Source organism: Tardiphaga robiniae (assembly GCF_013359755.1).
In the GTDB taxonomy this organism is placed as follows: Bacteria; Pseudomonadota; Alphaproteobacteria; order Rhizobiales; family Xanthobacteraceae; genus Tardiphaga; species Tardiphaga robiniae.
The window spans coordinates 456192-469824 of sequence record NZ_JABMCJ010000092.1 but is presented as its reverse complement, the minus strand read 5'-3'; the positions used below and the strand labels follow the sequence as shown (position 1 = coordinate 469824).

At 59.6% G+C, this 13633-nt stretch carries 13 protein-coding genes and 1 pseudogene; 4 read left to right on the top strand and 10 right to left on the bottom strand.

The window, feature by feature from the left end:
* Positions 1 to 186 (bottom strand): hypothetical protein (locus HP556_RS30120; protein WP_210269301.1); only part of this gene is annotated, 186 nt, incomplete at its 3' end.
* A gap of 337 nt (positions 187 to 523) precedes the next feature.
* Here HP556_RS30120 and HP556_RS24205 point away from each other — a divergent pair.
* A complete protein-coding gene (locus HP556_RS24205) occupies positions 524 to 760 on the top strand; it encodes a hypothetical protein (RefSeq protein WP_068733419.1) in 237 nt (78 codons plus the stop codon).
* Between the two features lie 259 nt (positions 761 to 1019).
* Here the strand turns inward: HP556_RS24205 and HP556_RS24200 are convergent, their stop codons facing one another.
* The 7 genes from HP556_RS24200 to HP556_RS24170 form a co-directional block, all read right to left on the bottom strand.
* Positions 1020 to 3668, bottom strand: coding sequence for an ATP-binding domain-containing protein (locus tag HP556_RS24200; RefSeq protein WP_175368834.1), 2649 nt, complete (start codon positions 3666 to 3668; stop codon positions 1020 to 1022).
* 93 nt (positions 3669 to 3761) lie between these two features.
* Positions 3762 to 3926 (bottom strand): hypothetical protein, encoded by a 165-nt coding sequence (locus HP556_RS24195; RefSeq protein ID WP_175368833.1) that lies wholly within the window; start codon positions 3924 to 3926, stop codon positions 3762 to 3764.
* Between the two features lie 9 nt (positions 3927 to 3935).
* Positions 3936 to 4505 (bottom strand): hypothetical protein, encoded by a 570-nt coding sequence (locus HP556_RS24190; RefSeq protein ID WP_175368832.1) that lies wholly within the window; start codon positions 4503 to 4505, stop codon positions 3936 to 3938.
* A 100-nt stretch (positions 4506 to 4605) separates the two neighbouring features.
* Entirely contained in the window at positions 4606 to 4998 is a 393-nt protein-coding gene (locus HP556_RS24185) for a DUF4345 domain-containing protein (protein WP_175368831.1), read from the bottom strand.
* A gap of 383 nt (positions 4999 to 5381) precedes the next feature.
* Positions 5382 to 5729, bottom strand: coding sequence for a hypothetical protein (locus HP556_RS24180; protein ID WP_089262085.1), 348 nt, complete (start codon positions 5727 to 5729; stop codon positions 5382 to 5384).
* Positions 5726 to 6661, bottom strand: a complete 936-nt coding sequence (gene ku, locus HP556_RS24175) for a non-homologous end joining protein Ku (protein ID WP_175368830.1) — start codon at positions 6659 to 6661, stop codon at positions 5726 to 5728. The genes HP556_RS24180 and ku overlap by 4 nt, the downstream gene beginning before the upstream one ends.
* Before the next feature lie 194 nt (positions 6662 to 6855).
* Positions 6856 to 7827: an alpha/beta hydrolase family protein gene (locus tag HP556_RS24170; protein ID WP_175368829.1), complete on the bottom strand. Its 972-nt coding sequence runs from the start codon at positions 7825 to 7827 to the stop codon at positions 6856 to 6858.
* Positions 7828 to 7947: 120 nt separating this feature from the next.
* Between HP556_RS24170 and HP556_RS24165 the strand changes: the two genes are divergently transcribed.
* Positions 7948 to 8772, top strand: coding sequence for a LytTR family DNA-binding domain-containing protein (locus tag HP556_RS24165; protein WP_175368828.1), 825 nt, complete (start codon positions 7948 to 7950; stop codon positions 8770 to 8772).
* A gap of 190 nt (positions 8773 to 8962) precedes the next feature.
* On the opposite strand, the pseudogene HP556_RS24160 reads toward HP556_RS24165, so the two are convergent.
* Positions 8963 to 9151, bottom strand: a pseudogene (locus HP556_RS24160) (sigma factor-like helix-turn-helix DNA-binding protein); the annotation flags it as partial.
* A gap of 114 nt (positions 9152 to 9265) precedes the next feature.
* Here HP556_RS24160 and HP556_RS24155 point away from each other — a divergent pair.
* Both HP556_RS24155 and HP556_RS24150 read left to right on the top strand, forming a co-directional pair.
* Positions 9266 to 10597 carry a hypothetical protein gene (locus HP556_RS24155; RefSeq protein ID WP_175368827.1) on the top strand — a complete coding sequence of 444 codons (1332 nt, stop codon included), beginning with the start codon at positions 9266 to 9268 and terminating at the stop codon, positions 10595 to 10597.
* Positions 10598 to 10657: 60 nt separating this feature from the next.
* The gene (locus tag HP556_RS24150; protein WP_175368826.1) at positions 10658 to 11359 is read left to right on the top strand and encodes an NlpC/P60 family protein; all 702 of its coding nucleotides are present in this window, start codon (positions 10658 to 10660) and stop codon (positions 11357 to 11359) included.
* 130 nt (positions 11360 to 11489) lie between these two features.
* Here HP556_RS24150 and rpoD read toward each other — a convergent pair whose 3' ends face one another.
* Positions 11490 to 13619, bottom strand: coding sequence for an RNA polymerase sigma factor RpoD (rpoD, locus tag HP556_RS24145; RefSeq protein WP_175368825.1), 2130 nt, complete (start codon positions 13617 to 13619; stop codon positions 11490 to 11492).
* Positions 13620 to 13633: the final 14 nt, after the last annotated feature.

The window sequence follows — 13633 nt, the reverse complement described above, 5'->3', positions numbered from 1 at the left end:
GAGGCGCCGAGCGATTGCCCGGCGTTCCGCATGCGGTGTTTTTTCGGTTGCTTGCACATCTGCCATGGCGAACGGTCCCATCACCAAAATTAATGTCCCAGGGCGGAGGGACAGGGTAGCCGCAAAGCACTTGGCCGAACGCGTTTCGATTTGGTCGTCCGTCGCGCTGTCCAGGAGTCTGTCCATCCGAAGGTCGGCCGTCTCCTTGCCAGTGGCAGTGCTGGCGCAGATCCGTCCTGCCCGAAGACAGACGTTCCCCCGTGAACCGCGTGACGCCGCATCTCCGGCGTCCACCGCATCCCACCCCGCGAACGTGACGATCGCGATCGCCCCTCTCGGTGGGGCAGGACGAAGGGGATAATAATCCTTACTCCCGAAACGTCAAGAACAAATCATGAACTTTCGGTCGCGGGCTGGGCGGCGCGTCCCGCCGGTAACCACTGCCCGCTTTTGCCCACAGATGCATGCACGCTTTGCGCGCTAAGGCTTTGACTTCGCCTGCGCCATCCCCCACTTAACCGCCATGGCCAAGAAACCCGGTACCAATCCCAAAGGCGAATTCGCCTTCTTCAACGTCTTCTATGAAGACGGCTCGCAGCGCTCCAACCGCCGCGTGCCCTCCGAATTGTTGGGGGGACTCGACGGCGATGAGCCGGCCAAGGCCGCCATCGCCGAGCAGGACCGCGAGATCGCCGAGAAGTCCGGCCGTCCGGCGCTGGAGATCAAGAGCGTCGAACGCGTGGGCGCGAAGAAGAAGTAGCGTCTTTCTTCCTTTCTTTCGTATTCCTCCAACGCCATTCCGCGGCGGGATCGGTGCCGTCCGGCGACGGGCCCGAGCCCGGAATCTCGACATGAGAGCCGCTGCGTTTCAACTATCTTGAGATTCCGGATTCGCTCCGGGAAGAGCCGGTCCCACTCTGGAATGACGAGCTTAGGGCAAAGGGCGCGCCATTGTGACCCGCCAGCGTCTCGGCCCGACAGTCCGCGCCCCTGTGCGCATCGCTCGCCATCTAACCTCCTTAGCGAGACACGATTGGCCGCCATACGATTGCGCCTTCCTTGACAAGGATTCCAACGTACTCGTCGCCTTTTTCCGCTTCTTGACAGCCTAGAAGCAGAGCGTGTCGAGGCCTGCTTATAGCAACGTAGAATTGATTCCTACCAATTACGGTACTTAAGTCAAAGACCGAGATATCCGGCACAATGACTACGTCAAACTCCAGCCCCTTAGCCTCGCGAACTTCAGTAAAGTGGATATCATTTCGTCGCGTCAAATCATCTCGATGCGACAGCAGCGCTGGCCGGTGATAAGCAGCTAAATCATCACGCATTAAATCGTACCAGCGACGCGCCTCTATTTCAGACGGCATGATTACGGCTACCGTCGCATACGCATCAACAGTCAACAGTCGCTCGACTATCAACGCCGCCATTTCTTCGTTCGATTTGAACGTGTGAACGGCTGCAGCTACTTTTGAGTGCTTCAAGGCAGGAGAAGAGTTCAAGTCTCCTTGGAACACCGACCTGACCTCTGCGCTAAGCGCGCTAAGAACTTCCCGTTGACGAAAATTATGGTCTAAAAAAACCTGCATATTCTGCCGCGACCTGGGAACGAATGGAAATAAGTCTCGGTATTCCTCAGCGCCACCCAATTGGAGCCTCTGCTGCCTATCGCCCGACAGAGTAATCTGATGATAGGCGCTCGTTACGGCCATCCCCATCAACAATATCTCGACTTCCGTAAAATCTTGTACTTCATCAATAAAGACGGCAGTCCGTCGGCGTACTTGATACAAGTAATTTGGCGCACCACCCCGATCAAAGCCATCGGCTATTATGGCAGCAAGAGCGGCGAGCGCAGCAACGTCGGCATCAGTTAGGCTTCGGTTTCTGCTTCTAGCGTCGCCTAGGACCAGCGCCCCAAACGAACGAACAGAATCGTCAATTTCCTCATTGAAAGGAATTCCGCGAGTATTAAACGCTCTACGAACAATGTCCGGAGTGTCTTGCATCCGTGCGACATCAGCAATCAAATCGCTAACGGTCAGTTCAGAGAGAAGGCGACGGCCCAGCTCCGATATACCATTGCGGTCTTCTTCTTTAGCAATTCGATCTAACTCTAGGCGCATCTCTTCTCGAGCATTTCGATCCTTTTCTTTGGCCATCCTAGCGCGAATTTCCACCTCTTGAGCGCGAAACTCCGCTTCCATAACAGCTGAAACAACGCGGTCAGCAAGGCCCAACAAATGGAAATTGAGCTGCCCTTCCTCAACATCACAAACCGCCATCGCATCAGCCATCTTAATAACAACGGACTGAACTGCTTTCGGAATCTTGGGATCGTCGACTGCAACACGCCGAAGGCGCTCCCCTGCTGCGCGACTCATCGCAGTATCAATCGCAAGCAGCCAAGCCAACTGAGTCCGGAATATTGGAGCTTGACTCTGACTTCGCTTAAACGCCCGAGCTATTCCAAAACGATTCGAAAGATCTGCACGAAACTCTTGGAAATCCTGGATTGGAAGCTGACCTATTTGAAGAGCAGACGCAGTCTCTTTAAGGTAGCTTTTCAGACTATGGCTGAGCACAAATCCCACCATGTTCGATGGCGAGAAATCAGCCTGCCCGGCGTCTTTTAGACTGTAGTCTTCGCGATGTTCTCCTGTCGAAAAATTAGCAAAGAACTTAAGCCGCCCAAGCGCGATAGAAGTCTTGCCCGAGCCGGCAATGCCTTCAACAAATGTAAGTCCGCGCGGTTTATTAAGCGCGCCTTCTTGCTTGGCGGTTGTCCTAGTAAAAAACTGATGGCCTAAAGACGAACTATCGGAATCTCCAAGAGATACATCCTCCCAAGACACCATCCATGTTGGATCGTCAGGAGGCATGACCTGCGAGGCAGGCGCACGTTGCGGAGTTTTCTGCCTTAAATCGGGTTCAGATCTTTCTGCGGCGCCTTCAACAAATAGGCGGAGGTTCTTGACGAGCGATTGCTCGGCACGTCCTAACAGCCGAATCGACATCAGTCTAAAATTTGGCTTCTGAGATATCGAAAGAAGGCTGGTCGGATGATCAAAAGTCCGAACCTCCTTCACCTGCAAGAACCGCGTTCCACTTCGGGCGCTTATTTCTGCTTCTTCACCTGGTGATGTCGTGACGAGCTTTGAGGCGACCAACGAATTTCGCGCCAGCACGTTACAACCGTCCTCAATAAATCCAACATTCGCTTGAGTTATTCGATAGCTGAAAGGACGTTTCGAATTTCCACTATTATCAACTTCTGCACCAATGACAGTTCTACCATAGCAATTTTGCGCTAGCTCTTCGTGTGACTTCAAAGAAGAGTAGTTGGCTTCATGGATCGAAACTTCCGCCGAAGAATTCCGACTGTCGAAAACTGGCCTTCGGCTGGTTAGTTCGGATATCTTCGCCAGCACATATTGTGACAATTTTTCAAGCGTCGACAACTCTTCATGCGCAGCAAGAATAGTTGCGTCCTTGCTGACAACTGTTGCCACTGATGTATTTGATCGAGCCACCGTGCCTCCGAATAAAAAGGTGCAAAAACAATAAATACAATTTTTAGTGTCGAGCCGATAGCAAATACATGGAGATAAGTGCGCCATTTGATCGCGCGGAGCAGCGATACAGTTTCCGCGCACTTGCCCCATCGCACGCTTTGGCTCGCGGCGCGCCCAATTCTGTTTGCGTGTTCGGGACGGGACAGAATATGAGAGCAGAACCGCGGCGACTGTAGCGGTTACCTAAGCCCCACCCGCCATCTGCCTGTTCGTCATCACCTGCGCCGCGCTGATGATCCACGGGATCACCAGCTCCGGCACGAGATAGGTGATCCACAGCGCATGCGGTTCGGCAGGGCGACCTTCGAGATCGACAGCACGCGACCGAGGCCAGCGAACATAGAGCATCGACCGGCGCTATTTTGAACGCCCCATTGTTTTCAGTTTCTCGAACCAACTCAGCTCATCGAGCCCGAGGTGCTTACGTCCCTCCGCGACGAGAGGCTTATGAGTCGCGCGCAATTCGGCAGACAGATCGATAATTTTTCCGAGGGCGTCGTCTCGCGATTCAGCATCGACGGCTGCGGGATCGAATGCCTCACTCTGCTCGGCCACATTCTCTACAGTCAGCCGAATCTTATCCATCAGCTCGGTTGCGGGTGCAGACCCGTAAAAGCCCGCTTCAAACGCGAGTCCTTCAAGCTCGATATGCCCGCGCTGAACATCGCGCCAAACATTCTCGAGATGCTCGGGATCGGTGCCCTCCTCCTCCTGGGCGGTCGCGGCAACTTCGATATTCTGCGCAAGACTCTGCAGTGATCTGGCCGATCGCTCGTACCAATCCAGCTTCTTGTCAAAAGCGCGCTGCTGTTTGAAATTAGATAGCGCTACTTGTGCGCCTATCCACGATCCGACGAAGCCGAGCACCCCCGGGATTATCGTGACCAACACCTTCAACTGAACTGAATCGGCCGTAGGATCGCTCATAAGTTTCCCTGACGTAGAACGAGAAAACGTGCCATAGCGTCATCACCTGTAAGTGAATTTATTAGGTTAATCAACTCAGGGTTACATATCGGCTTTTCGATCACCTCCTGTTCGTCATCACCTGCGCCGCGATGATGATCCACGGAATCACCAGCTCCGGCACGAGATAGGTGATCCACAGGGCATGCGGTTCGGGCAGACCGACCTTCGTAATCGACAACACGCGGCCGAGGCCGCCGACAAACACCGTCGCCGCCATCAGGACGACCAGCGTGTTGTGCTCGCGAATGGTCGATGCCGCCCACAGGCCCATGACGCCCGACATCAGATAGATGCCGCCCATGAAGCGATGCACGTTATCAAGCCGCGGCGCTGTCTCGGGCTGGCCCATAACCATCTGCAGCGCGCCGCCGAAGATGGCGATGGCGCCGACCAGAAACAGGCAGACCTGGGCAACGCGCTGGCTGAGCAGCATCGGGGCGAGCGACGTCATGGCAATGTCCTCGGGTGAAATGTGCTTCAGGAAAATTGATCGGGCAATGCGTGACGCTAGCGCGGGACGCGGCACAATCAAAGGGTGTGGCGGAGTTATCAACGTGGGCCGCGTCGTGTGCGGCGCCCCTCTCCCGCTCCCGCGCACAGCGAGCTGTGCCAGGCGGGATGCGGACATTCTCCCGGTTCGAGACGGTGCGACCCGAAAGGTGGTGATTGCGGCTGCGTTGGTGACGGCCCCTCACCCGACCGGCTCCGCCGGTCGACCTCTCCCCGCATTGCGGGGAGAGGTTAAGAGCGCGCACGATAAAAAGGCGGACGTTGCGGTCCGCCTTTTTTATTCGGTCACCCCGCTTGTCGCGGAGAAGTATCTCAGACCCCGCGTCACGCCAGCCTGAGCGTGAGCTGCTGCTCGCGGCCGGCGTGGCGCTGGACGAAGTCGTCGAGCGACGAGGTGACGTCCTCGTAATTGCGGTCGGCGCGGCGGCGGATCTCGCGGGCGACGTCTTCCGACACGTCGTCGGCCCAGCGTTCGGCCGTGTTGAAGGCGATCACGCGCTGCGGATCGTTGTACTGGCCGGACATCAGGTCGGCGATGACGGTTTCGAGATCGGTCGCCGCGACATCGGCCTCGCGCCAGGCGCAGCCGGCGCGGTCGAAACAATCCAGCACGAGATAGACGGTCTGCTCGCCGGCATCCGGCACCAGCGACGGGGTCCAGGCGCGCGTCATCCCGCCCTCCTTCCCTTGGTCACCCCTTTGGCCACCGGCCGCGCCACCTTCTTCGCCGGCGCGGGCTCCTTCTTGCCGGTGATCGGCAGCAGCATTTCCTTCTGGCCGGTGGCGCGCTTCGGAGGCTTCTTCGCCTTCGGCTTCGGCGCGGCGCCGCCGCCCTTGAGGCTCTGCTGCAGGGCGGTCATCAGATCGACCACATTGGTGCCGGGCCGCGCCTTGCCATGCGGCTTGATGGCGACGCCGCTGCGCTTCTGGTTGACGAGATCGACCAGCGCGGACTCGTAGCGATCCTCGAATTTGCCGGGCTCGAATTCGGCGGCCTTCTGCTCCACGATATGCCGCGCCAGATCGAGCATGTCCTTGGTGACCTTGACGTCCTGGATGTCGTCGAAATACTCCGCCTCGTCGCGCACCTCATAGGGATAGCGCAGCAGCGTGCCCATCAGCCCGTTCTTCAGCGGCTCCAGCGCGATGATGTGCTCGCGATTGGTGAGCACGAGCCGGCCGATGGCCACCTTGCCCATGTCGCGGATGGTCTCGCGGATCACCGCATAGGCGTCGTGGCCGATCTTGCCGTCGGGCACGAGGTAATAGGGACGAATGGCGTAGCGCGGGTCGATATCGGCCTTCGGCACGAATTCGTCGATCTCGATGGTGCGGGTGGAGTCCAGCGCAATGTTGTCGAGTTCGTCTTTCGACACCTCGACATAGGTATCGGTATCGACCTTGAAGCCCTTCATGATGTCGTCCGCCGCCACCTCCTCGCCGGTATCCGCATCGACCTTGAGATATTTGATGCGATGGCCGGTGTTGCGGTTGATCTGGTTGAAGCTGATCTTCTCGGAATCCGACGTGGCGGGATACAGCGCGACCGGACAGCTCACGAGGGACAGGCGCAAAAAGCCCTTCCAATTGGCACGCGGGGCCATGGCAATACTCCAACTCACACGACGCGACACAATCCCGACTCAAGCGGGACCTGCCCGATTTGTTCCCGGTGCCGGAACCAGTTCGGCAGGCCGACCTTCGAACAGCACGCGGCCGAGGCCGCCGACGCGCACCGCAGGTGCGCGCGCCCATCTCGATGAAGAGAGCTGTCGGGCTAACCAAATCCAGACCGCGACTACAGCGCCCGTGTAAAGAACGCGACGATGTCGCGATCGAAGCGCTCATGAAATGCAGCGCGGTCGAACCCCGGTCTGCTGGTGCAGATCGCCGGCACGCGTGTTGCCAGTTGCGCGGAGCATGGCGTCAAAAAATCGTAGTGCCCGGCATTCGCCACGACATGCGCCTCGGGCGACGTCGGCAAAGCGAGGCGGACGGCCTCCGCATAAAAGGGATGTGGCAGGACCTGGTCGTCCTCGGCCCGCCAAAGCTGGACCGGCTGACGGACCGCCGCCAGGCCCTTGCGACCGAAGGCAAAACCAAGGGCGGGCGCCGCGGAGACAACCGCCTTGATGCGCGGATCGTGGGCCCAGACGATAGTGGCATCCAGCGGAAGCGGGTGCCGTTCGACGATCTGGCAATCTTCGAAAGCGGGATGCGCCCTGCAGTGATCCCCGAGAGCCCGCAGGTCCGGCTCGCCACCGGCCACCGCGAGCACCGTGAATCCGCCGGCCGAGAAGCCGAACGCGCCGACGCGCGTCGCATCGATACGCCCATGGTCACCCCATGCGTCCAGCATATAATCCGTGACCAGCTTGAATTGGCGCGGCCGTTCCCAGATCGCGGTGGGGTTGCCCGGGTCGCGCCAGCTATCGCCGTTATGCGTGAGGGCGGCGACGACGAAACCTGCATTGGCCAAGGCCATGGCGGTGTCGAGATGCCCGGCATAGGAGCCGCCGTGACCATGGGATATCACCACCAGCGGCAGGCGGTCGCCCGCCAGTGCCGCATCGCGGGCAACCATCTGTTGATCGGACTCAAGCGCCTGCAGCTTCGGCGCAGCGCCGGTAGGATACCAAACGCCGACCTCGATGGGTGGCCCTTGTGGATCGCTGATGCTGAAATGCTGGAAGCCGACCGCGGCGTCGGCCTGGCTGGCGGCGGCGATAGCGATGAATGCGACGAAAACCTGTGCGATGATGCTGCGCATGGAACCTCCTGCGGATCGGGATGACACGCGAGTTCTGCAAAGGGCGCCGCCCTGCGCCAGCCGTTGTTCGCCAATGGGCGAACGGGTTCGCCGGTGGGCGAAGCGCTGCGATGAGACGTCATGAGCAACGCTTGGCAACGTGATTTTCTGCGGGATTGGGCCGTCGACCTGGCGATCGCGACCGTCTGCGCCATCTTCCTCGGCCTGATCGGACCATTCGGCAGCTATCTGAATGGACCGGCATGGCAGCGCGTGGCGTTTCAGCTTGCCTGCTTCTGGTCGGGAATCCTGCTGTATGGCTCCCTGATCCGCGTGGTGCTGCGATTCCAGTTGAGGCCGTGGATGACGTGGACGGCGATCGTCCTCGGCGTCGCCATCCTGACCGTCCCATTTCAGATCTGGACCGCGTGGATCGGCGTATCGATATGGCCGTTCCTGAGAAGGCTGGGCCCGCTCGACTGGTATGTGCAAGGACTGATCACCGCCCTGCCTGTCGTGCTCGGCTTCACCCTGTTGCTTCAGGCGCGACGACACAAGCGGCACCAGGCCAAGGAAGCCGACGACGCGCCGCCAACGGCTTTCGGCCTGCTCGGTGCGCCGCCCTTCGCGGTGCTTTGCCTGCAGATGGAAGACCACTATGTCCGCGTCCACCATATCGCCGGCCACTCCCGGTTAGTGCTGGCAACGCTCAATCAGGCCATGGCGGCTCTCGGCACCGCTGACGGCCTGCAGGTGCACCGGTCATGGTGGGTCGCGCGGAAGGCCGTTGTGCGCGTCGTGACCGAGGGCCGCAATCTGCGCCTGCAACTCGTCAACGGGATCACCGCCCCTGTCTCCCGCTCGGCCGTGGCCATGGTGCGCGAGGCCGGCTGGCTCACGACAGAGACCGCTCCGGACAACCGCGGCGTCGAACCAGCGCGCGCAGGACCGATTGGCGACACGTAATCCGCCATCCGCTCCGCGGCGGGCGAAGGACACACGCGACACAAAGCCTCTTGACGAACAGAACAAATCATGAACATATTTGCGGCCACGTACCCTGGCAACGAGCGCGTGAAAGCACGGCACGCACACACGAAAATGCCCGGCGCGAGGCCGGGCATCATCAGAAGGATCGAGTGATCGACAGCGACCGTTAGTTATCCAGGAACGAGCGCAGCTTGCGCGACCGCGACGGGTGCTTGAGCTTGCGCAGCGCCTTGGCTTCGATCTGACGGATACGTTCGCGCGTCACCGAGAACTGCTGGCCGACTTCTTCCAGCGTGTGGTCGGTGTTCATGCCGATGCCGAAGCGCATGCGCAGCACGCGCCTGGCACCTGATGTGCTCAGAAATATGGCCTAACGCGCTATAACGCGACACGAGCAAAAAACACAACCATAGATTGACATTTCTCGGACCCCTCCGCATCATGCTTTCAGGGGTAGGAGCGTTGCGTGATGAGTACATACGCATGGGGTCTCTTCGCAGCCGTTGTGGCTATCGTCATACCGCTGACATTGCTTGTCATGCGCGAGGTCATTCGGCGGCGCCGAAGCACGATGTTGACGGATCTCCTTGAGACGCTATTCAAGGACAATCCCGACATTCCGACGATTGAATTTGCCCGCAACAAATATGGCGTGCGATCGTCTGAACTACGCAATGCTCCTGGTAGTGAACTGTCCAACCACGACAGCCAGCTCGCCGCCGCCTCACTTACACGCACACGCACATTACTGCTGTCGGCCGTGCCTTATCTGCTGTTTTCGATCGCCGGTTTTTTGTTGCTGATCGTACCCATCTGCGCGCTGATTTCCGACGGGACATGCGGCGGACGACTGATCGTCCCCACTCTGTTCTGGACCGATGAGCAGGTCACTGGAGCAGATCTGACGGCGAAGCTCCTGAACTCCGCCTCGATCGTCGGCGCGGCGTTCCTTGGCGGCTATCTGTTCACGCTGCGGCTACTGTTGCGTGCGGTCATGAATTTCGAACTGAACCCGATTACCTGGCTGCGTTCAGCGGTCCATCTCATCGGTGGCGCGATCATTGCCCTCCTGTTGTATCGCACATTGAGCGGCACTCCCTATCTGTCGAACCTGATCCAATTGGCGCCGGGCGCGCCCGCCGAAACATCGCTGCGCTTGTGGCTCGCCATCGCCTTTGTCGCAGGATACGTGCCCGACTTCGGCATGGTGACACTGATACGATACCTACAGATCAACTACCTCAAACCGATCGACAGCGAAGTACTGAAATCGGCGGCGACCGTTCCGATCGAGGTCATCGACGGTATCGATTACGACACCCGCTATCGTCTCGAAGAGACCAATATTGTCGACATTCAAAATCTCGCGACCGCCAATCCGATCCTGCTATTTGTCGAGACCCCTTACGGGCTCTACCAGTCATTCGACTGGGTGTTACAGGCGCAACTGTGCCTCGTCGTCGGGCCGCGGATCTTTTTCGAGCTGAAGAAGCACAATATTCGGACCATTCTTGATCTGGAACGGGCGGTGCTTGGCGATGGAGCGCCAGACGCCTATGTCCACATGATCGGCAGCGTCGTTTTCTCCGACGCGGCCCCAGCCCAGCGCGGCCTCATTACCAAAAAAGCCGCCACCGCGGAGACTGCTCCCGAACTCGACATTCCCAGCATCCGCCACGCCGTCATGGTGATGGCCGACGACCTCCACGTGCATCGTCTGCGGCAACTCTGGAACGAGATCCGGAAGAAGCTCGGCGAAGAGTGGATTTACAGCAAGTCGTCGGCAACGTCGCCACCCTGACTGAAGCCACGCCAAGCCATTCCCACCAGTGAGGATCAGAACCAACAAGGAGGAGTTGCGATGGATCTGTTGAAAATGCAACGCTCGCTGAAAGCGCAAGGATACTATCCGGGTCCGCTGGACGGCATCTGGGGGCGCATGACGCTGGCGGCCGTGCAGGAATTCCAGACTCGCCAGGGCCTGACCGCCGATGGAATCCTGACACCGGATCTGGAAAACCTGATCGTGCTCAACGAACCTGCCGCGACCAGCAACGGGATGGTCTGGATGGATGAAGCCCGTCGCCTGATGGGAACGCGAGAAGTGACCGGGCGCGGCTCTAACCGCACCATCCTCAACTGGGCCACCGAACTCGGCATCCCCTATGGCGACGACGACATTCCCTGGTGCGGCCTCTTCGTCGCCCATTGCGCTGGCGCGACGTTGCCCTCCGAGCCACTGCCGACCAATCCGCTGGGCGCGCGCCAGTGGGCGAAGTTCGGCCAGCCGATCGACAAACCCGTTGACGGCGCGATTCTGGTGTTCTGGCGCGTCAGCAAGTCGAGCGGGCTGGGTCACGTCGGCTTCTATGACGGCGAGGACAAGGACGCCTATCGTGTGTTGGGCGGTAATCAGTCAAACTCCGTGAGCATTGCCAGGGTCGCCAAGGACCGGCTGATTGCGACGCGCTGGCCAACAACAGCGCGCGCCATTGCCGGCCAAGTGATAGACAAGCCGATTCCGCCGGAGCACCTGCAGCAACTGTCGCAGAACGAGCGCTAACCGCCCGCTCCAGTTGCAGCGGCGCCGCGCACGGGCAAGCTCGCGGTCCTGCGAGCGACGGCCTGCAAAACAAAAATGCCCGGCGCGAGGCCGGGCATCATCAGAAGGATCGAATGATCGACAGCGACCGTTAGTTATCCAGGAACGAGCGCAGCTTGCGCGACCGCGACGGGTGCTTGAGCTTGCGCAGCGCCTTGGCTTCGATCTGGCGGATACGTTCACGGGTCACCGAGAACTGCTGGCCGACTTCTTCCAGCGTGTGGTCGGTGTTCATGCCGATGCCGAAGCGCATGCGCAGCACGCGCTCTTCGCGCGGGGTGAGCGAGGCCAGCACGCGCGTGGTGGTTTCGCGCAGGTTGCTCTGGATCGCGGCATCGATCGGCAGGATGGCGTTCTTGTCCTCGATGAAATCGCCGAGATGCGAGTCTTCCTCGTCACCCACCGGGGTTTCGAGCGACAGCGGCTCCTTGGCGATCTTGAGAACTTTTCGAACTTTCTCCAGCGGCATGCCCAGCTTCTCAGCCAGTTCCTCAGGAGTAGGTTCGCGGCCGATCTCGTTGAGCATCTGGCGCGACGTGCGCACGATCTTGTTGATCGTCTCGATCATGTGCACGGGAATGCGGATGGTGCGGGCCTGATCGGCGATCGAACGGGTGATCGCCTGCCGGATCCACCAGGTCGCATAGGTCGAGAACTTGTAGCCGCGGCGATATTCGAACTTATCGACGGCCTTCATCAGGCCGATATTGCCTTCCTGGATCAGATCCAGGAACTGCAGGCCGCGGTTCGTATACTTCTTGGCGATCGAGATCACGAGACGGAGGTTGGCTTCCACCATCTCCTTCTTGGCCTGACGGGCTTCGCGCTCGCCCTTCTGCACGCCGTGCACGATCTTGCGGAATTCGCCGATCTCAAGACCCGTAAGGGCTGCGAGCTGCTGGATTTCGCCGCGCAGTTCCTTGATGCGGTCCTTCTCGATGGCGACGAAGTTCTTCCAGCCCTTGGCCGAAAGTTTCGAGACGCGGTTGAGCCAGCGCGGATCGAGCTCCGAGCCCTGATAGTTGCGCAGAAAGTCCTCACGCGCGACGCCGTGGCTGTCGCCGAGGCGCAGCAGGCGGCCTTCGAACGAGACGAGGCGCTTGTTGATGTCGTAGAGCTGCTCGACGAGTGAATCGATACGCGCCTGGTTGAGGCGCAGCGATTTCACCTCGACGATGATCTCGTCCTTGAGCTTCTTGTACTTGCGCTCCTGCGACGGCGACAGCGAGGGGCCCTGCGAGGCGCTCTCGAGCTGGTTCGCAATGTCCTGTTCCTGCAGCTTGCGCAGCTTCTTGTAGCTGTCGGCGATCTTGTCGAAGGTCTCGACCACCTTCGGCTTCAGCTCGGCCTCGATGGCGGCGAGCGACATCTGGTTCTCGAACTCGTCGTCGTCCATGTCGCCGTCGGCAGCGCTTTCCGACGTGCTTTCGCCGGCGGGAGCCGCAGCAGGCGCCGAACGCGGCGGAGCCGGACGGAACGGGGTGGCAGACGGCGGGGCCGCAGGCGGCGCGGCAACGGCTTCGGCGCCCTCGGCCACTGCTTCGCCATCGCCCGTGGGCGGAGCGATCAGCGCCGGGTTCATGTTGTTCTTGGCGTCGGGGCCAGCGTAAGTCGCTTCGAGATCGATGATGTCGCGAAGGAAGATCTTTCCTTCGTTGAGTTCATCGCGCCAGATGATGATGGCCTGGAAGGTCAGCGGGCTTTCGCAGAGACCTGCGATCATCGCCTCGCGGCCGGCCTCGATGCGCTTCGCGATGGCGATTTCGCCTTCGCGCGACAGCAGCTCGACGGTGCCCATCTCGCGCAGATACATGCGGACGGGATCGTCGGTGCGCTCGCCGGGCTCCGACTTCTTGACTTCGGTGACGGCCTTCTGCGTGACTTCGACGAGTTCGTTGTCGGTATCGTCGTCCTCGTCCTTGCTCTCTTCCTCGCCGTCGCTGTCTTCGTTTTCGGAAACGTTGATGCCCATGTCGGAGAGCATCGACATGATGTCTTCGATCTGTTCAGGAGAGGTGGTATCGGATGGCAAGACGTCGTTGAGCTGATCGAAGGTCACGAAGCCGCGCTTCTTGGCCTGCTTGATCATCTTCTTGACGGCAGCGTCGGACAGGTCGAGCAAAGGTGACGGCGCGTCTGCGGAGTCCTTCTCCGGCGTGTCAGCTGCCTTGTCGTCTTTTTCCTTGTCCTTGGTCTGCAGCGTCTTTGCCTTGGTGGCCATTCAATGCTCCTGAA